Source organism: Pseudonocardia parietis, from assembly GCF_017876315.1.
Classification (GTDB): Bacteria; Actinomycetota; Actinomycetes; order Mycobacteriales; family Pseudonocardiaceae; genus Pseudonocardia; species Pseudonocardia parietis.
Genome location: NZ_JAGINU010000001.1, coordinates 90,068 through 108,361 on the forward strand (window position 1 = coordinate 90,068; position 18,294 = coordinate 108,361).

Sequence of the window (18,294 nt, forward strand, 5' to 3'; positions counted from 1 at the left end):
TCAGCCCGCAGCAGCGTGCCGCCCCGAGGAGGCGTCGGTCAGCTCACGGACGTTCTCCCGGTCACCACCCTTGCCGCGCTGGGCCAGCACCTGGGCGGAGTCCTTGAGCGAGTCGATGGTCCGCTCGGGCTTGCGGATCTTGCGGACCCGCAGGTAGCCGAGGAAGCCGAAGATCCCCGCCGTCAGCAGCATCACCAGGAAGGTGATCCCGAACCCGGCCGCGCGGTTGAGCCACAGCGACAGGAACTCGGCGAGGGTGAAGAAGAGGTAGAACAGGCTGAAGAGCCCGATCACCGCGGCGATCACGAAGAAGACGCTGCCCTGCACGCCCTTCTTCACCTCGGCCGTGACCTCGGCCTTGGCGAGCTCCACCTCGGAACGCACCAGGGTGGACAGGTGCGTGGTGACGTCCTTGGCGAGGGCCCCGAGGGACGCGTCGCGCGGCCCCGGCTCCGGTGTGAGCGGAATGGAGGGCAGGACGGGCGGAACCTCCGCGTTGCCGGACTGGCTGTTGCTGGCCACCGTCATCCCTCCTGCGCCTCGGTCCCCGGTACCTGTCCCCCGGACGGCCGTCGTTCGGTGAGCCGTCATCGTGCCACGGGGACCCGAGGCCTGCTCGGCTGCGCCACGCCGTCCCCGTCCGGACGATCGGACCTCACTCGTCCGGACGCCCGCGCAGCTTCTTGATGTCCCCGCGCCGGGTCTTCGCGTCGAGCCGCCTGCGCTTCGACCCCTTGGTCGGACGGGTGGGCCGACGGGTCCGCGGGCCGGCCGCGGTCGCCTCCCCCAGGACCGCCGCGAGCCGCTGCCGCGCCGCCTCCCGGTTGCGCAGCTGGCTGCGGTGCTCGGCGGCGGTGATCGTGAGGACACCGTCGGCCAGCCGGTTCCGCAACCGCTCCAGGGCCCGCTCGCGCAGGTCGGCGGGAACGCTCGGCGAGCCCGCGACGTCGAAGGACAGCTCGACCCGGGAGTCGGTCGTGTTCACACCCTGCCCGCCCGGCCCGGACGCACGGGAGAACCGCCACCGCAGCTCCCGCTCGGGCACGACGAACCCCCGCCGCACCCGCACCCCGCCGTCCGCACCGCCGTCCACGCCACCATTGTGGTGCGGACGGCGGCCCGTCGGGCCTCGGGACGGGTCACTCCTCCTTGGAGTCCTGCATCCCGGTGGTGATCATCTCCATCACCGACGAGTCCGCCAGCGTCGAGACGTCACCGACCTCGCGGTTCTCCGCGACGTCGCGCAGCAGGCGTCGCATGATCTTGCCGGACCGGGTCTTCGGGAGCTCCTCGACGACCATGATCTGGCGCGGCTTGGCGATCGGGCCGATCTCCTTCGAGACGTGGTCGCGCAGCGCCTTGATCGCCTCCTCGCCCTTCGCCTCGCCGCTCACCGCGTCGCCGCGCAGGATCACGAACGCCACGATGCCCTGGCCGGTCGTCTCGTCGGACGCGCCGACGACGGCCGCCTCGGCCACGGTCGGGTGGCTGACCAGCGCGGACTCGACCTCGGTGGTGGAGATGCGGTGCCCGGAGACGTTCATGACGTCGTCGACCCGGCCGAGCAGCCAGATGGCGCCGTCGTCGTCGTACTTGGCACCGTCACCGGCGAAGTAGAAGCCCTGCTCGGCGAAGCGCGACCAGTAGGTCTCCTTGTAGCGCTCGGTGTCGCCCCAGATGCCGCGCAGCATCGCCGGCCACGGCTTGTCGATCACCAGGTAGCCGCCCTCGCCGTTGCCGACCCGGGTACCGGAGTCGTCGACGACGACGGCGCTGATGCCCGGGATCGGGCGCATCGCCGAGCCGGGCTTCGTGTGCGTCACGCCCGGCAGCGGGGCGATCATGGTCGCGCCGGTCTCGGTCTGCCACCAGGTGTCGACGATCGGGCAGCGGTCCCGGCCGATCTTCTCCCGGAACCACATCCAGGCCTCCGGGTTGATCGGCTCGCCGACCGTGCCCAGGACCCGCAGCGAGGACAGGTCGTACTTCGCCGGGATGTCCTCGCCCCACTTCATGAAGGTCCGGATCAGGGTGGGGGCGGTGTAGTAGATGGAGACGCCGTACTTGTCGACGATCTCCCAGTGCCTGCCCTCGTGCGGGGTGTTCGGCGTGCCCTCGTACATCACCTGCGTCGCGCCGTTGGCCAGCGGGCCGTAGACGATGTAGGTGTGCCCGGTGACCCAGCCGATGTCGGCGGTGCACCAGTAGACGCTCTCGCCGGGCTTGTGGTCGAAGGTCACGTGGTGGGTGTACGCCGCCTGGGTCAGGTACCCGCCGGAGGTGTGCAGGATCCCCTTCGGCTTACCCGTGGTGCCCGAGGTGTAGAGGATGAACAGCGGGTGCTCGGAGTCGAAGGACTCGGCGGTGTGCTGGTCGGAGGCGGAGCCGACGGCGTCGTGCCACCAGACGTCGCGGCCCTCGGTCCACGGCACGTCGGTCTCGGTCCGCTTGACGACCAGGACCTTCTCGATCGTCGTGCCCTGAACGGCCTCGTCGGTGTTCTCCTTCATCGGCGCCGGCTTGCCGCGCCGGTACTGGCCGTCGGAGGTGATCAGGACCTTCGCCTCGGCGTCCTCGATCCGGGCCTTCAACGCCCCCGGGGAGAAGCCGCCGAAGACCACGCTGTGCAGCGCGCCCAGCCGGGCACAGGCCAGCATGGAGAAGACGGCCTCGGGGATCATCGGGAGCTGGATCGCGACCCGGTCGCCCTTGCCGACGCCCATCCCGGCCAGCGCGTTCGCCGTCCTGCAGACCTCCCGCTGCAGGTCGGCGTAGGTGATGGTGCGGCCGTCGCCGGGCTCGCCCTCCCAGTGGATGGCGACCCGGTCGCCGTTGCCCTCGTCGACGTGGCGGTCGGCGCAGTTGTAGGCGACGTTGAGCTCGCCGCCGACGAACCACTTGGCGAACGGGGTCTCCCACTCGAGGACGGTGTCCCACTTCTTCGTCCAGTGCAGGCGGTCGGCCTGCTCGGACCAGAAACCCTCGCGGTCCTCATCGGCGCGCCGGTACCAGTCCTCGGTGGCGTTGGCCTGGGCCGCGACACCCTCGGGCGGCGGGAAAATCCGGCTCTCGGTGGACAATGCGCTCAGTGCGCTGCTCTTCTCGGACTCGGCCATGTCCTCGTGTCCTCCTCGACGCGGCGGTGAAACGGGCCTTCGATGCGGCCACTGGCGCACCCGGTCGTGCGCGCACGTGTTCGAACCGACGCTAGTGAACCTGGCCGCGCTCCGCACCGTCCGAGCGGGGAGAAGCCGGTTCACACCCACCATCGGACCCCGTCGTCGGCGCAGGTCGGGAACGGGTGACCGGGAGCGCGCGGTGGACGGTGCATCGCCGAGAGCCCGACCGGTGGCCGACGGGCGGTCGCCGGGCGGTCGTCGAGCGGTTCACCCGTCGGAGATCATCGCCGCCCTGATGCCGCCCGGAGGCTCCCGGACCTCGGGATCGGGCCGCTACCCGACAGTGGGCCACGAGTTGGGACGATGGCGCCATGGCCCGCCCCTCGACCGACGATCCGCTCGCCCCGCTCGCGGTACTACCCGGTGTGCCCGAGGCGGTCGCCCGGGCCCGGGACGCCGCGACCGAGGTCCACAACCAGCCGGTGAACCGGCGGGGCTGGCCCGTCACGGCGGCCGAGGCGGCCCTGCGAGCGGCCCGGTCGTCGGCCGCGCTGGACGGCGCCCCGCTGCGCCCGGCGACCGCCGACCACGTGTCCGACCCGGTCCTGGCGGGCGCGGTCCGGATCGCCGACGAGCGCGCCAAGCTGCTCGAGGTGTGGCGCCGCGCCCCGCTGCAGGCGCTGGCCCGGCTGCACGTACTCGCGGCGACCGATCTGGTCCCGGTCACGGCGCACGGCACGGAGCTCGGCCGTCCGCGCCCCGGGGCGTCGTCGCGGTTGTCGGTGCTGGCCGACCTGCTCGGCGGAGGGACGTCGGTACCGGCTCCCGTGCTGGTCGCGGTGCTGCACGGCGAGCTGCTGACCCTGCGCCCGTTCGGCACCGCGGACGGGGTCGTCGCCCGCGCCGCCGCCCGGCTGACGGCCATGTCCTCCGGCCTCGACCCGCGTGGGCTCTCCGTACCAGAGGTGGGGTTCCTCCGCCGGCCTGCCGAGTACCGGGCGGCGGCCGAGGCGTTCGCGACCGGAACGGCGGACGGCCTGGCCCGGTGGGTCACACACACCTGCGCGGAGTGGGAGGCGGGCGGCCGCGAGGGCCTGTCGATCGCGGCCGCGCAGTCGGGCTGAGGCCGCCGTCGGGGGACGAGACATATGAGAGCCGGGCGGCACCCCGTGTTGGCGGCACCGCCCGGCTCGACGCGAGGGTCGGGGTCCTGGCGTGCACTACATGTCGTGCTTGGTGGCCTCGGCGCCCGGCGTCCCGGTACGCAGGCCCACGACGATATGCCTCCCGCGGCGTGCTCGGCGTGGAGCACCCGACTCTCGCGTACGGAGCCCGGGCGGGGGAGACGGGTTCTTCTCTTCCGAACCGCCCCTGGCCTGGCCGGGGTCCGCACCCCTGTTCCTAGTCCTGCGGGTGTGCGGTGAGCAACCCTCGCGCCGAGGTGCACCGGTTCAGCAGCAGTGGGTGACCGCTACCGGCGGCCATCCGGGGGTGCGACGACGCCCGGACGGCGGTCGCGGGCCGGCCTGGCTCTCCGACCGCCGCTCCGCCGCGTCGCTGCTCTGCCGCGTCGCCGCTCGGCCCCGCCGCAGCTCGGCCCCGTCGCCGCTCCGCCCCGCCGCCGCTCCGCCCCGCCGCCGCCGATCGCACCCTGCCGATCGCACGTCGTCAGCGATCGCGGCGTGCGACGGCGGCCCCGATGGCGAGCGCCGCGAGCGCGCCGCCGGTCGCGACCGCCCCGAGCAGCGCGGGGGTCCGCCCGGCCGGTGCGGGGGTCCGCCCGGCCGGTGCGTGGGTGCGCACCGCCGGTGCGCCGGCCTCACCCGGTCCGGCCGCGTGCCCGGACGTGCCACGGCTGCGGCCGACGGCCCGGTCGGACAGCCTGTCCCGGAGCCGGAACAACCGGTCCCGCCGGGACGCCACCCGGACGAATCCGAGCACCGGCCAGCCGCGTTCCCGGGCGATCGCGCGCAGCTCCCGGTCCGGGTTGACGACCGCCGGTGACCCGACCGCCTCGAGCAGCGGCAGGTCGGTGATCGAATCGCTGTAGGCGGCGCAGCGCCGGAGATCGAAACCCGACTCCGCGGCGATCTCCCTGGCCGCCTCGGCCTTGCCGTCGCCGTAGCAGTAGAACTCGATCTCCCCGGCGTAGCGGCCGTCCTCGATCCGCATGGTCGTGGCACGGAACCGGTCGATCCCGACCAGCTCGGCGATCGGCCCGACGACCTCCAGGCCCGACGCCGACAGCAGCACGATCTCGGCGCCCTGTTCCCGGTGCCGTTCGATCACCCGCACGGCCTCCGGATACACCAGCGGAGAGATCACCTCCTGCAGCGTCTCCGCGACGATCGCGCGGACCCGCTCGACCTCCCAGCCCTGGCAGATCAGCGTCATCCGCCGCCGCAGCGTGTCCATCGTGGACGCGTCGGCCCCGGAGAGGACGAGCAGCAGCTGCGCCCAGGCGCCCCGGACGACGGTGCCCCGGTCGATCAGGCCGTGCCGCGCGAACGTGCGCGCGAAGGCCAGGGCACTCGACCCGGCGATGATCGTGTTGTCGAGGTCGAGGAACACCGCCTGCGGCACGGCGCCGGGGGCGGCGGACGGCTGCGGCTCGCCCGGCGCCGGGGTGGTGGGCGGCGTGGCGGGCAGCACGGCGGCGGGTCCGGTCGGGACGGGAGCGGCAGGCACGATCCCAGCCTGCCGGAACCGGGCGAGCCGGGGAGCGCCCGCCCCGGAGCCCGGCCGCTCGCCCGCCGCACCGATCGACACGGACCACCCGCGCACCGACGCAGGGAGTGACCGGAAGCACGCGACCGGTCGCCCGGACGCGCTCACCGGTAGCCCCGTCACGTCACCCGGGCGGTACGCCCCGACACACGCTGCTCGGGACCGGTCGGCGCAGGCCACGGGCCAGGTCTGGGCGCGACAGCGCGATTCCGGCTACAGTTGGGTGAGCTCGGACCTGGTCCGAGCGGGTTCAGCTCGACCCCCCGGGGCTGAACCGACCGACGGCCCCCGCCAATCCCCCCTGGCGGGGGTCGTCCTACGTTCGCCCCCCGGCGGGCCCGCCCACCGGTCGCTCGGGAGCGTCCGTCCCGGCCGCACCGCGCAGGCCCCGAGGCTCTCCCGTCGCCCGCGCGCGAGGGCCCTCCCCCGGCACTCGATCCTGCCGCATCGCACCGACGTCCCGGCCCGCCGCGAGGCCGCCCGTCCACAGGCGGGCCGGTTGTCCACGAGTTGTCCACAGGCCCGCAACTCGTCGCCGCAACACGCCGCCCCGGCCGCACGCTCGACACCGGGGCCCGCACCGGCGGGCCGGTGGGAGGTGGAGCGCGATGGACCGGCGGTGCCTGATCGTGGCCGAGGACCCGGATCTGCTCGACGCACTGCTGCGGCTCGCCGCCGCGGCCGACATGGACGCGCAACGGGCGATCGACGCCGCGGACGCCCGGCGGGCATGGGCCCGGGCACCGGTCGTCCTGCTCGACCGGGCCGGAGCGGCCCGGTGCCGGTCCGCCGGTTTCCCGCGCCGGGACTCGGTGGTGATCGCGGTTGCCGGCGAACCGGGGGCCGAGGACTGGCGCTCCGCCGTGGCCCTCGGCGCCGACCGGGTGGTGCAGCTGCCGCACGGCGAGGACGGCCTGGCCGGGATGCTGGCCGACGTCCGCGAACGAGCCGGTGCGGGCGGCAGGCCGGGCCGGGTGCTCGCGATCATCGGCGGCTCCGGCGGGGCGGGGGCGTCCGTCCTGGCGACCGCGGTGGCGGTCACGGCCGCCCGCAGCGGTGCCACGGCGCTCCTGGTCGACTGCGATCCGCTCGGTGGCGGCCTGGACCTGCTGGTCGGGCTGGAGCAGGAGGACGGCCTGCGCTGGTCCGAGCTCGCGGTCGGCGACGGCCGGGTGCGGGCGGCGTCGCTGCACGCCGCACTGCCGAGGGCCGTGTCGGGCCGGTCGGAGCTGTCGGTGCTGTCCTGCGCCCGCTCCCCGCACGGCCCCGAGCCGGCCGCCGTCACGGCGGTGCTGGAAGCCGGTCGCCGGGCCGGCGGGACGGTGGTCTGCGACCTGCCCCGCTACCCGACCGACGCCGCGCTCGCCGCACTCGGCGCGGCGGATCTCACGGTGCTGCTGGTGCCGTCCGCACTGCGGGCCAGCGCCGCCGCGGCCCGGGTCGCCGACGTCCTCGCGGAGCACGCCCGGCTCGTCGAGCTCGTCGTCCGCGGCCCGTCCCCGGGCGGGATCACATCGCAGCAGGTCGCGGCATCGCTCGGGTTACCGCTGCTGCACGTGATGCGCCCGGAACGTGATCTCGCCGGCGCGCTGGAACGGGGCCGCACACCCGGCTCGGGGCGCGGTCCGCTCGCCGCGGCGGCCCGCGCCGTGCACGAGCGCCTGTACGCATCCGCCCGGTCGTCCCGGGCCGTGTCGTGAACCCGCTGGTCGACCGGGTCCGCGCCCGCCTCGCCGACGCGGGCGGCGAGACCGGGCCCGCCGCCGTCGCCGCGGCCGTACGCGCCGAATCCGGCGGGGTCGCGTCCGACCTGGACGTCCTGGCCGCCCTGCGGACCCTGCGTCAGGAGTTCACCGGTGCCGGCCCGCTCGATGCGCTGCTGCGCGATCCGGCCACCACCGACGTGCTGGTCACCGCGCCGGACGCCGTGTGGGTCGACCGCGGCGACGGGCTGCGGCGGACACCCGTCACGTTCCCGGACGAGGCCGCGGTCCGCCGGCTCGCGCAGCGACTGGCCCTGGCCGCCGGACGGCGCCTGGACGACGCCAGCCCGTGCGTCGACGGCCGGCTCGCCGACGCCGGGGTCCGGCTGCACGCCGTGCTGCCCCCGGTCGCCGCCGGTGGCACGGCGATATCGCTGCGCGTGCTGCGGCCCGCGAGCCACGACCTGTCCGCGCTGCGCCGGACCGGCACGTTCGACGCCACGGGCGAGTCGCTGCTGCACGCGATCGTCGCCGCCCGCCTCGCGCTGCTCGTCGCCGGAGGAACGGGAAGTGGGAAGACCACCGTTCTCAATGCGCTGCTCGGCGCGGTCGACCCCGGCGAGCGCATCGTCACCGTGGAGGATGCCGAGGAGCTCCGGCCGCGCCATCCGCACGTCGTCCGCATGGTGGCGCGGCCGCCCAACATCGAGGGGTCCGGCGGGGTCCCGCTGCGCGAGCTCGTCCGGCAGGCGCTGCGGATGCGGCCGGACCGGATCGTGGTCGGTGAGGTTCGCGGTGCGGAGGTCGGGGACCTGCTGGCGGCGATGAACACCGGCCACGACGGCGGTGCCTGCACGGTCCACGCGAACTCCGTGCGTGAGATCCCGGCCCGGATGCGCGCGCTCGCCGGGCTGGGCGGCATGTCCCCGGCAGCGCTCGACGGGCAGCTCGCCGCGGCCGTGCAGGTGGTCCTGCAGATGCGCAAGCGCCCCGGAACCGGCCGGGTGCTCGAGGAGATCGGCGTGCTGGGTCGCGGCGAGGACGGCGTCCCGGTGGTCGCGCCCGCGTGGACCCTGACGAGCGGGACCGGCCCCGGGATGACCGAGCTGCGGACGATGCTGCGCGAGCGCGGGGTCGGTGCGCCGTGCTGACGGAGCTGCTCACGGCCGGGCCTCCGGTCACCGGCCTCGGAGTGGCCGGGACGGCGCAGGGCGCGGAGCCGGCGGGGTGGCGGGGTGCCCGCAACGCCCTCGCCCTGCTGTTGCTGGCGGCGGCCGTGCTCGGGGCCCCGGGCGCGGGTGCCCGGCAGCGCCTGCGCGCTCTCACCACCGGTGCCGCGCGGGTCCGGCGTGTGCGGGTCCGGCTCGAGGACCTCGCGTTCCCGGCCGCCGCCGTCGCCGGGTTCGTCCTGCTCGGGCCGGCCGGTGCCACCTGTGCTGTGGGGGTGGTCTGGTTCGTCCGGCGCCGGCTCGTCGCCCGGCGGGCGGCCGCCCGCGACTCCGATGCCGCCACGGAGCTGGCCGACGCGCTCTCCCGGATCACCGACGAGCTACGGGCCGGGGCCCATCCCGCGACGGCGCTCGCCGGGCGCGACGGCCCGCTCGCCCGCGCGCTGCTGGCGCCCGCGGCCGTGGCCGCCCACCTCGGCGAGCCCGTTCCCGACGCCCTGCGCCGGGCGGCGACCGGACCGGCCGGCCGGGACGTCGAGCGCATCGCCGCGGCCTGGGAGCTGGCGGACCGGCACGGCGCTCCCCTCGCCGAGCTGCTGACCGCCCTGCTCGACGACATCCGCTGGCGGATCGCCCACGGCGCCCGGGTCCGCGCGCAGCTCGCCGGCCCGAGAGCGACCGCGTCCGTGCTGACCGCGCTGCCGCTGGCCGGGATCGGGCTCGGCCAGCTCATGGGGATCGCCCCGCTGGCGGTGCTCCGCACCGGGCTGCACGGCCCGGCCCTGCTGGTCCTGGGCGTGCTGCTGACGACGGCCGGCGCCGCCTGGTCGGACCGGATCCTGCGCTCGGCGGTGCCCTCGTGACGGCCACCGCGCTCGGCCTCGCCGCCGTGGCGGTCCTGCTCGGCGGTGCTCGCCCCGCGCCCGGGCGACTGCGGGATCTGCGTGGTCGCCGAGCGGGCCGGGGATCGGCGCAGCCGCCCCGCACCGTGGTGCTCGCGCTCCTGGTCCCCGCGGGTACAGCGCTGGGCTGGGCCGTGGCCGGTACGACCGGGGCGGTCGTCGGTACGGCCGCCGGCGCCGGGCTGATGCTGCTCGCCCGGCGGCTACCGCACCTCCACGCGCCACGGGCGGACGACGCCGACCTCGCGGCGGTCTGGGATCTGCTCGCCACCTGCCTGGCCGCCGGCCTGACCGTTCCGGACGCACTCGATGCCGCCGGGCGCCGGCTGCCCGGCCCGGCGGGCGCGACGTTGCGCCGGGTGTCGGGCCTGCTGGCGCTGGGAGCGTCCGCGGACGACGCCTGGTCCGCGGCGGCCGCGACTCCCGGTCTCGCCGGGTTCGCCCGTGCAGCCGGCCGCTCCGCGAGCACCGGGTCCGCGCTCGGCCGGGCCGCCTCGACCGAGGCCGCCCGGCTACGGGCCGGCCTCACCGACCGGGCGGAGGAACGCGCGCAGCGGGCCGCCGTCCTGATCACCGCCCCGCTGGGGCTCTGCTTCCTGCCCGCCTTCCTGGTCCTCGGCATCGTGCCGGTCGTGATCGGGCTGGCCGGGGAGGCCTTCGCCCGGTGGTGACACCGGGCGACGACCGGGCCCGCATCCGCGCGGGCCCCCGACGGAGGAGAACACCGATGACCCGCACCGACCTGTCCGACCGCCTGGCCGCACTCGCCACCGACGACGACGGCATGTCCACCGTGGAGTACGCGGTGGGGACCATCGCGGCGGCGGCGTTCGCCGCCCTGCTGTACGCGATCGTCAGCGGGGACGACGTCATGGCCGCGCTCACCGGGATCGTGGAACGTGCACTGTCGACGACAGTCTGACCTCGCCGGGGACGGTGGCGCCGTCACCGTCGAGGCCGCGCTGGCGCTCGGCAGCCTGGTGCTGGTCACGTCGGCCGCGGTCGCCGCCGTCGCCGCCGTGGCGGCCGGGGTCCGGTGCACCGACGCGGCCCGGGAACTGGCGCTGCAGGCCGCCCGCGGTGACGCCGACCGCGGCCGCGTGGCCGCCACCGCACTGGCACCGGCCGGTGCGGAGTCCGACCTCCGGATCGACGGCGACAGCGTGGTCGCGACCGTCCGGGCGCGACCGGTGGAGCTGTTGCCGATCTCCGTCACCGGCTCGGCGGTCGCCGTCGTCGAGCCCGGACTGTCGGCATCCGCCACCGGGCCGGACCCGCCTGTGACCGACGCCCCGGCGCCCCGAGGGGAGGGCCCGGATGAGCACCCACCGCCGGCGTGACCGCCTCGGAGCCGACGACACCGGCGTCGCGTCGGTGTGGGCCGCGACCGCGGCCGCCGTGCTGCTGGTGACCGCGACGGTGTGCGTCGACGTCGCCGCGGCGGTGCGGGCCCGGCACGTGGCGGCGGCCGCGGCGGACCTCTCGGCCCTGGCGGCCGCCGGGCGGGCGGTCGAGGGCGTCGACGTCGCCTGCCGGGTGGCCACCGACCTCGCCGCGCGCAACCGGGCCGCGCTCACCGCGTGCCGGCTCGACGGCTGGGACGCGCTCGTCGAGACCGAGGTCCGCCGGTCCGGCCTGCTCCCGGTGCGCGGACCGGCGTCGGCCCGGGCGCGGGCCGGACCGGCACCGGTCACCGGCGCACCCACCGGCACCACACCCGACGACCACGGACAGGAATGATCATGACCTCGGTGAGCGGTTCCCGGCCCCGGGTGAACGGACGATGGACAGCACAGCACGTCCGCGTCACGGGCGACGGCCACGAACTCCCGGTTCCGGCGTCGTTTCGTCGTCGACGCCTGACCGATCACCGACGCCGGAGGGTCCCGGTCTGGTCACGGGCCGCATCCTCCGGCCTACTGGATGTCATCGCGGAATCGGGCCGGTTCCGGTCCGCCCGCGGTACGAGGACCACGCTCCCCAGACAGCGGTGGGGTCGGAGCGCATCACGCGCCCCCGTCCGACGCCATCGCACGTGGTCGCCACCGGCCCGCCGTAGCCCCCGACGGGCGGGCCGGTGGTGCCTCGCCGGTCTCGGCCTCCACCCCGCACCGTCCCGTTCAGGCCTCGGTATCCGCCGCGGCCCGGGCGTCCGGGTCACCGTCCTCGGCCAGCGCGGCCAGGACCAGATCGAGCACCTGCACCGCGCCGGCCTTGTCCAGCGGGTTGTTGCCGTTGCCGCACTTCGGCGACTGCACGCAGGACGGGCATCCGGCGCGGCACTCGCAGTCACGCACCGCTGCGCGGGTCGCGGCGAGCCAGCGGGCGGGCACCGCGTGGCCACGTTCGGCCAGTCCGGCCCCGCCGGGGTGCCCGTCGTGCACGAACACCGTCGGCAGCCCGGTGTCGGGGTGCAGGGCGGTGGACAGGCCACCGATGTCCCAGCGGTCGCAGATCGCGAACAACGGGAGCAGGCCGATCGCGGCGTGCTCGGCGGCGTGCAGCGAACCGGGCAGCCGGGCGTCGTCGATCCCGGCGTCCGCCAGCGCCTCCGGGTCGATCGTGTACCAGACCGAGCGGGTGTCGAGGCTCTGCGGCGGCAGGTCGAGCGGGGTCCGGTCGAGGACCGTGCCGTCCGGGGCGCGCCGACGGAAGGCGACCACCTGGCTGGTCACGGTCGTCTCGCCGAAGCAGACCTGCACGGGCCCGTGGCGGCGCGACGCGATCACCGCCCGCACCGACACCTCCGACACCGACTGCGCCTCGGTCCGCCAGTCCGGCTCCTCCGGGTGCACCAGCGCGACGCCGCCGTCGAGGTCGAGCTCGTCGACGACGTAGCTCTCGCCGCGGTGCAGGTACACCGCGCCCGCGTGCACGGTGCCGGGGGCGGAGCCGCCGTCGACGGTGCCGAGCATCCGTCCGGTGGCGGCCTCGACGACCGCGACCTGGCCGAGCCCGGACCCGCGGATGTCGACCTGTCCCGCCGGCGCGTCACCGGTGTCCGGCCAGAACCAGCCGTGCGGGCGGCGGCGCAGCACGCCGTCGGCGACCAGGGCGTCGAGAACCTCGACCGCGGGTGCACCGCCGAAGACCTCCTCGACGTCGACCGTGGTCAACGGCAGCTCGGCGGCCGCGCACGCCAGCTGCGGCGCGAGCACGTAGGGGTTGACCGGATTGAGCACACAGGTCTCCACCGGCGCCCCGATCACCATCTGCGGGTGGTGCACCAGGTAGGTGTCCAGCGGGTCGTCCCGGGCGACCAGCACGACCAGTGCCTCGTCGGATGCCCGGCCCGCCCGGCCCGCCTGCTGCCAGAACGACGCCCGCGTGCCGGGGAAGCCGGCCAGCACCACGGCGTCGAGACCCGAGATGTCGACACCGAGCTCGAGCGCGTTGGTCGTCGCCACCCCGAGCAGCTCGCCGGACATCAACGCGCCCTCCAGCGCCCGCCGCTCCTCGGGCAGGTACCCGCCGCGATAGGCGGCGACCCGCTCGGGCAGCTCCGGCGCGACCTCGGCGAGCGCGCGCCGCGCCCCCAGCGAGGTCAGCTCGGCCGCGCGCCGGGAGCGGACGAAGGCGAGTGTGCGGGCCCGCTCCAGTACGAGGTCGGCGAGCATCCGGGAGGCCTCGGCACCGGCCGAGCGGCGCACCGGCGCCCCGTTGTCCCCGGTGATCTCGCTCAGCAGCGGTGGTTCCCAGAAGGCGACCGTCCGCCCGGCGTGCGGGGAGCCGTCGTCGGTCACGGCGACGACGTCCCGGCCGGTCAGCCGGGACGCGAAGCCGGCGGGCCGGGCCACCGTCGCCGAGGCCAGGACGATCGTGGGACGGGCCCCGTAGCGGGCGGCGACCCGCAGCAGCCGGCGCAGCACCAGTGCCACGTGCGAGCCGAACACCCCGCGGTAGGTGTGGCACTCGTCGATCACCACGTACCGCAGCCGCCGCAGGAAGGTCGACCAGCGACCGTGCCGGGGCAGCAGCGACCGGTGCAGCATGTCCGGGTTGGAGAACATCCAGCGGCAGTGCCGCCGGATCCAGTCGCGCTCCTCCATCGGGGTGTCACCGTCGAACGACGCCGGCCGCACCCCGTCCGGGGCGATCCCGTCGAGCGCGCGCAGCTGGTCGGCCGCAAGAGCCTTGGTGGGCGCGAGGTACAGCGCGGTCGCCCGCGGATCCTCGACCAGCCCGGCGAGCACGGGCAGTTGGTACACCAGCGACTTGCCGGACGCCGTCCCGGTCGCGACGACGACGTCGGCGCCCGACCGGACGAGCTCGGCGCCCTCCGCCTGGTGCGCCCACAACCGTTCGATCCCGCGGCCGGCCCACGCCTCGCGCAGCTCCGGTGGTGTCCAGCCGGGCCAGTCGGCCGTGCGGCCCGGCCGGGGCGGGAGCCGGACGACGTGGCGCAGCGGGTCGTCCGGCTCCGGGGAGTCCGGCGAGTCCGGCGAGTCCGGCGAGTCCGGCGAGTCCGGGCCGGACCGGGTCGCCTCCGCACGGTCCGGGTCCACGCCGGAGCCGGCGAGCACCCGGCGCAGCAGTTCGACACCACGCCGCGCCCCGTCCACGCGCTCCTCGATCGGCCTCACGACCAGCCAGGTTGGCACAGACGTTCGAACACGGCGCCGGCGCGTCCCCGGCGCCCGGCCTGCCGCCTCTCGCGGGCGGCGCCCGCCATCCGTACGGCCGTGTGCCCCAGTCGATCCGCAGGTTTCCGCATCGCCTGTGTTCTTGATCACTTTCTGGTGATCGTTACCAGTTGTGATCCCTGTCGCACTGAGCGATCGGCCACACTTCTACACTGCACCCGCCCGGTCATCGGTGAACGCCGCGCCCGGGCCCAGTCGACGCCAGTGACGCCGTCGTCGGCAGCCTCCTCGTCGGTGGGCTGCACCGGCACGGCAGACCTGGTCGAACTTCGCGCAACCAGGAGGACGGATGTCCCAGTCCACCCTCGCCCAGGGCCTCGAGCTCGGTGCGGGAGACCTCACCATCGTGGGTGTGGTCGCGGTGGTCGCCCTCGTCGCCCTGGCCGTCGGCGGTCTTCTGATCAAGGAGGTCCTCGCCAACGGCGAGGGCACCCCCAAGATGCAGGAGATCGGCCGCGCGGTCCAGGAAGGCGCCTCGGCGTACCTCAACCGCCAGTTCCGCACGCTCGCGGTGTTCGCCGCGATCGTGTTCGTACTGCTCTTCGCGCTCCCCGCCGAGGATCTCGGTGAGCGCATCGGCAGGTCGATCTTCTTCGTCGTCGGTGCGGGCTTCTCGGCGATCATCGGCTATCTGGGCATGTGGCTCGCCACCCGCGCGAACATCCGCGTCGCGGCGGCGGCACGTGAGCCGGGCGGCCGCGAGAAGGCGACCCGGATCGCGTTCCGCACCGGCGGCGTCGTCGGCATGTTCACGGTCGGCCTCGGCCTGTTCGGTGCCGCGATCGTTGTGCTCGTCTACGCCGGCCAGGCGCCGCGCGTGCTGGAGGGCTTCGGGTTCGGAGCCGCCCTGCTGGCGATGTTCATGCGTGTCGGCGGCGGCATCTTCACCAAGGCCGCCGACGTCGGCGCCGACCTCGTCGGCAAGGTCGAGCAGGGCATCCCGGAGGACGACCCGCGCAACGCCGCGACGATCGCGGACAACGTCGGCGACAACGTCGGCGACTGTGCCGGCATGGCCGCGGACCTGTTCGAGTCCTACGCCGTGACGCTGGTCGCCGCGCTGATCCTGGGTACCGCCGCGTTCGGTCTGCAGGGCCTGCTGTTCCCGCTGATCGTCCCGGCCATCGGCGTCATCACCGCGATCCTCGGCGTGTACCTGACCAAGGCCCGCGAGGGTGAGAACACCCTGCGCGCGATCAACCGCAGCTTCTTCCTGTCGGCACTGTTCGCGGGCGCGTTGTCGATCGTCGCGGCGTACCTCTACCTGCCCGGTTCCTTCGGCGACCTGGTGAACCCGACCGACGCCGAGGTCGCCGGACTCGCCGGTGACCCGCGCCTGATCGCGAGCGTCGCGGTCGTCATCGGCATCGTGCTGGCCGCGGTGATCCTCAAGCTCACCGGCTACTACACGGGCACCGAGGACCGTCCCGTGAAGGACGTCGGCGAGTCCTCGCGCACGGGTGCGGCGACGGTGATCCTCTCCGGGATCTCGATCGGCTTCGAGTCCGCCGTCTACACCGCGCTCGTCATCGCGGCCGCGGTGTACGGCGCGTTCCTGCTGTCCGGCTCGGTCGTGGTCTCGCTGTTCGCGGTCGCGCTGGCCGGCACCGGCCTGCTGACCACGGTCGGGGTCATCGTCGCGATGGACACCTTCGGCCCGGTCTCGGACAACGCGCAGGGCATCGCGGAGATGTCCGGCGACGTCGAGGGCGACGGCGTCGACATCCTCACCGAGCTCGATGCGGTCGGGAACACCACCAAGGCGATCACCAAGGGCATCGCGATCGCGACCGCGGTGCTCGCGGCGACCGCGCTGTTCGGCTCCTACCGCGACGCCATCAACCAGGCCCTCGGCGAGGCCGGGGTCACCCTGGCCGACGCCGGTTCCGGGTTCGCCTACGAGGTGTTCAGCCCGAACACCCTGGTCGGCGTGATCATCGGTGCGGCGGTCGTGTTCATGTTCTCCGGCCTGGCCGTCAACGCCGTGACCCGCGCCGCCGGCGCGGTCGTGTTCGAGGTGCGGCGCCAGTTCGCGACCAAGCCCGGGATCATGGACGGCACCGAGCGGCCGGAGTACGGCCGTGTGGTCGACATCTGCACCCGGGACTCGCTGCGCGAGCTGGCCACCCCCGGCCTGCTCGCGCTCCTGGCCCCGATCGCGGTGGGCTTCGGTCTCGGTGTCGGCCCGCTGGCCGGCTACCTCGCCGGCGCCATCGCGGCCGGCACCCTGATGGCGATCTTCCTGGCCAACTCCGGTGGAGCCTGGGACAACGCCAAGAAGCTGGTCGAGGACGGCAACCACGGCGGCAAGGGTTCGCCCGCCCACGAGGCCACGGTCATCGGCGACACCGTCGGCGATCCGTTCAAGGACACCGCGGGCCCGGCCATCAACCCGCTGATCAAGGTGATGAACCTGGTCTCGGTGCTGATCGCTCCGGCGGTCGTGATGCTCTCGACCCCGGACGCCAACCCGGTGATCCGGATCGTCATCGCCCTCATCGCGGTAGCGATCATCGCCGCGGCGATCGTGGTGTCGAAGCGCCGCACCTCCGCGATCTCCGACGCCCCCGCCGAGAGCGCGGTCGGCTAGGCACCGCGACGGCGACGACCTCACACAGGTCCATGACGGCCGCTCGTCCCACCGGGGCGAGCGGCCGTCCTGGTCTCGTCACCCGATCCGGCTACCCTGCGGCGACCGGACCACGAGATCATCCGGCGGGAGGTCCCATGCGGAGCGGGCGGATCACGGGTGCGGTGACGGCCGCCGTCGCGGCGGCCCTGCTCGCCGGGTGCGGCGCGTCCGGGCCCACGCCCCAGGTGTGGACCGACGAGATGTGCACGGCAGTCCTGCCGTTCGTGCGGACCGCCGTCGGCACCCCCGAGGCCGGCTCCGGCACCGACGAGCGGCTGCGCGCCATCAGCGACTACCTGGGCCGCACCACCACGGCGCTGGACCGCACGCTGGGCGACCTGGACCGGCTCGGCCCGGCACCGGTCGACGACGGCGAGGCCCTCACCGCGCGGCTGGCCGGCGGGCTCGGCGAGGTGCGGTCGGCCTTCTCCGGAGCCCGGGGCCGGGTCGACGCGCTGGACCCGGCCGATCCGGCGGCCGCCGAGCGGGACCTCCCGGCAGCCCTGGACCCGGTCGCACGCCTGGGCAGTGCCACGGACCCGCTCAACCAGGTCACCGGCGACCCGGAGCTGGCCGCGGCGTTCCGCACCTCGGCGACGTGCGGGGAGCTCACCCGGCTGGCCGGCACCACACCCACCGACCCCCCGAACGGGCCAGGCGTTGCTAGCCCGAATGGAGTAGACGGCGAGGGCGGCGGCCGCTGACCGGCGGTCGCGCCCTACCGTCGTCCCTGTCCGCTCTCCCGGGCCCGTCCCCGGGGCCCCCGACCCTGGAGCCCGACGATGGCCACCCCCCGCCCGGCGCGTGCCGCCCGGGTCCTGCTCCCCGTCCTGCTCACCGCCCTGCTCGCCGGCGGCTGCTCCCAGACCGTCGCCGGCACCCCCGCGCCGGATCCCGCACCGCGCCCCACCGAGGGCATCGGCGCCGACCCGGTGGCCTGGGGCGACAAGGTGTGCGGCGCACTGCTGTCCTACTACCAGCCGCTCAGCGCCCGCCCGGACTACACCGGCGCCGACCTGCCCGGCATCAAGACCCGGCTCGCGGAGTACCTGGGCAACGTCAAGGGCGGGATCGAGGCCGGGAAGAAGCAGCTCGCCGAGGCGGGCGCCGCGCCGGTCAGCGGCGGCGACCAGTTCAAGACGTCGATCAACGACCTGCTCAACCGGACCGGGACGACCATCGACCAGGCCAGGGCCGAGGTCGACCAGGCCGACCCGAACGATGTCCCCGGCTTCCAGGGGCGCCTCACCTCCGCCGAGGAGAAGCTGCGCACGATCGGCGCGGCCGAGGGACTGGACAAGCTGGGCGCCACCCCCCGGCTCGACAAGGCCGTCGCGACCGCCCCGAAGTGCGCAGAGCTGAACAAGCTGACCACCCCGGGCTGACGTCCGTTCGGCGC

16 protein-coding genes are annotated in these 18,294 nt (G+C 75.0%); 11 read left to right on the top strand and 5 right to left on the bottom strand.

Annotated elements, in window-relative coordinates:
* The 3 genes from JOF36_RS00445 to acs form a co-directional block, all read right to left on the bottom strand.
* Window positions 1–528: a phage holin family protein gene (locus tag JOF36_RS00445; protein ID WP_210024457.1), complete on the bottom strand. Its 528-nt coding sequence runs from the start codon at window positions 526–528 to the stop codon at window positions 1–3.
* Window positions 529–655: 127 nt separating this feature from the next.
* Window positions 656–1,093 carry an alternative ribosome rescue aminoacyl-tRNA hydrolase ArfB gene (arfB, locus tag JOF36_RS00450; RefSeq protein WP_210024458.1) on the bottom strand — a complete coding sequence of 146 codons (438 nt, stop codon included), beginning with the start codon at window positions 1,091–1,093 and terminating at the stop codon, window positions 656–658.
* Between the two features lie 46 nt (window positions 1,094–1,139).
* On the bottom strand, window positions 1,140–3,116 hold the full coding sequence (gene acs, locus JOF36_RS00455) for an acetate--CoA ligase (RefSeq protein ID WP_210024459.1): 1,977 nt from the start codon (window positions 3,114–3,116) through the stop codon (window positions 1,140–1,142).
* A gap of 374 nt (window positions 3,117–3,490) precedes the next feature.
* On the opposite strand from acs, the gene JOF36_RS00460 reads away from it, so the two are divergent.
* Window positions 3,491–4,243 (top strand): Fic family protein, encoded by a 753-nt coding sequence (locus JOF36_RS00460; RefSeq protein ID WP_210024460.1) that lies wholly within the window; start codon window positions 3,491–3,493, stop codon window positions 4,241–4,243.
* Window positions 4,244–4,787: 544 nt separating this feature from the next.
* Here the strand turns inward: JOF36_RS00460 and JOF36_RS00465 are convergent.
* Window positions 4,788–5,807, bottom strand: a complete 1,020-nt coding sequence (locus JOF36_RS00465) for an HAD family hydrolase (RefSeq protein WP_307862149.1) — start codon at window positions 5,805–5,807, stop codon at window positions 4,788–4,790.
* Window positions 5,808–6,454: 647 nt separating this feature from the next.
* Here JOF36_RS00465 and ssd point away from each other — a divergent pair.
* The 7 genes from ssd to JOF36_RS00500 are packed head-to-tail and all read left to right on the top strand — an operon-like array spanning window position 6,455 to window position 11,360.
* Window positions 6,455–7,546: a septum site-determining protein Ssd gene (ssd, locus tag JOF36_RS00470; RefSeq protein ID WP_210024461.1), complete on the top strand. Its 1,092-nt coding sequence runs from the start codon at window positions 6,455–6,457 to the stop codon at window positions 7,544–7,546.
* Window positions 7,543–8,700, top strand: coding sequence for a TadA family conjugal transfer-associated ATPase (locus tag JOF36_RS00475; RefSeq protein ID WP_210024462.1), 1,158 nt, complete (start codon window positions 7,543–7,545; stop codon window positions 8,698–8,700). The genes ssd and JOF36_RS00475 overlap by 4 nt, the downstream gene beginning before the upstream one ends.
* Window positions 8,694–9,581, top strand: coding sequence for a type II secretion system F family protein (locus tag JOF36_RS00480; protein ID WP_210024463.1), 888 nt, complete (start codon window positions 8,694–8,696; stop codon window positions 9,579–9,581). The genes JOF36_RS00475 and JOF36_RS00480 overlap by 7 nt, the downstream gene beginning before the upstream one ends.
* Window positions 9,578–10,291 carry a type II secretion system F family protein gene (locus JOF36_RS00485; protein ID WP_210024464.1) on the top strand — a complete coding sequence of 238 codons (714 nt, stop codon included), beginning with the start codon at window positions 9,578–9,580 and terminating at the stop codon, window positions 10,289–10,291. The genes JOF36_RS00480 and JOF36_RS00485 overlap by 4 nt, the downstream gene beginning before the upstream one ends.
* A gap of 56 nt (window positions 10,292–10,347) precedes the next feature.
* Window positions 10,348–10,542, top strand: coding sequence for a DUF4244 domain-containing protein (locus JOF36_RS00490; protein ID WP_210024465.1), 195 nt, complete (start codon window positions 10,348–10,350; stop codon window positions 10,540–10,542).
* Window positions 10,520–10,960: a TadE family type IV pilus minor pilin gene (locus JOF36_RS00495; RefSeq protein ID WP_210024466.1), complete on the top strand. Its 441-nt coding sequence runs from the start codon at window positions 10,520–10,522 to the stop codon at window positions 10,958–10,960. The genes JOF36_RS00490 and JOF36_RS00495 overlap by 23 nt, the downstream gene beginning before the upstream one ends.
* The gene (locus JOF36_RS00500) at window positions 10,938–11,360 is read left to right on the top strand and encodes an Rv3654c family TadE-like protein (RefSeq protein ID WP_210024467.1); all 423 of its coding nucleotides are present in this window, start codon (window positions 10,938–10,940) and stop codon (window positions 11,358–11,360) included. Before JOF36_RS00495 ends, JOF36_RS00500 begins: the two co-directional genes overlap by 23 nt.
* 380 nt (window positions 11,361–11,740) lie before the next feature.
* On the opposite strand, the gene sftH is transcribed toward JOF36_RS00500, so the two are convergent.
* Window positions 11,741–14,203, bottom strand: a complete 2,463-nt coding sequence (sftH, locus tag JOF36_RS00505) for a DEAD/DEAH box helicase (protein WP_210024468.1) — start codon at window positions 14,201–14,203, stop codon at window positions 11,741–11,743.
* Between the two features lie 349 nt (window positions 14,204–14,552).
* On the opposite strand from sftH, the gene JOF36_RS00510 reads away from it, so the two are divergent.
* From JOF36_RS00510 to JOF36_RS00520, 3 genes are all read left to right on the top strand, one after another.
* Window positions 14,553–16,853 (top strand): sodium-translocating pyrophosphatase, encoded by a 2,301-nt coding sequence (locus JOF36_RS00510; protein WP_210024469.1) that lies wholly within the window; start codon window positions 14,553–14,555, stop codon window positions 16,851–16,853.
* Window positions 16,854–16,990: 137 nt separating this feature from the next.
* Window positions 16,991–17,599: a hypothetical protein gene (locus JOF36_RS00515; RefSeq protein WP_210024470.1), complete on the top strand. Its 609-nt coding sequence runs from the start codon at window positions 16,991–16,993 to the stop codon at window positions 17,597–17,599.
* Window positions 17,600–17,677: 78 nt separating this feature from the next.
* A complete protein-coding gene (locus JOF36_RS00520; protein WP_210024471.1) occupies window positions 17,678–18,280 on the top strand; it encodes a hypothetical protein in 603 nt (200 codons plus the stop codon).
* The last annotated feature ends 14 nt before the right edge of the window (window positions 18,281–18,294 follow it).

Excerpts from the sequence above, each read along its gene's own strand:
- JOF36_RS00445 (WP_210024457.1), bottom strand. The coding sequence starts at position 528 with ATGACGGTGGCCAGCAACAGCCAGTCCGGCAACGCGGAGGTTCCGCCC.
- acs (WP_210024459.1), bottom strand. The coding sequence starts at position 3,116 with ATGGCCGAGTCCGAGAAGAGCAGCGCACTGAGCGCATTGTCCACCGAG.
- JOF36_RS00460 (WP_210024460.1), top strand. The coding sequence starts at position 3,491 with ATGGCCCGCCCCTCGACCGACGATCCGCTCGCCCCGCTCGCGGTACTA.
- ssd (WP_210024461.1), top strand. The coding sequence starts at position 6,455 with ATGGACCGGCGGTGCCTGATCGTGGCCGAGGACCCGGATCTGCTCGAC.
- JOF36_RS00490 (WP_210024465.1), top strand. The coding sequence starts at position 10,348 with ATGACCCGCACCGACCTGTCCGACCGCCTGGCCGCACTCGCCACCGAC.
- JOF36_RS00500 (WP_210024467.1), top strand. The coding sequence starts at position 10,938 with ATGAGCACCCACCGCCGGCGTGACCGCCTCGGAGCCGACGACACCGGC.
- JOF36_RS00510 (WP_210024469.1), top strand. The coding sequence starts at position 14,553 with ATGTCCCAGTCCACCCTCGCCCAGGGCCTCGAGCTCGGTGCGGGAGAC.
- JOF36_RS00515 (WP_210024470.1), top strand. The coding sequence starts at position 16,991 with ATGCGGAGCGGGCGGATCACGGGTGCGGTGACGGCCGCCGTCGCGGCG.
- JOF36_RS00520 (WP_210024471.1), top strand. The coding sequence starts at position 17,678 with ATGGCCACCCCCCGCCCGGCGCGTGCCGCCCGGGTCCTGCTCCCCGTC.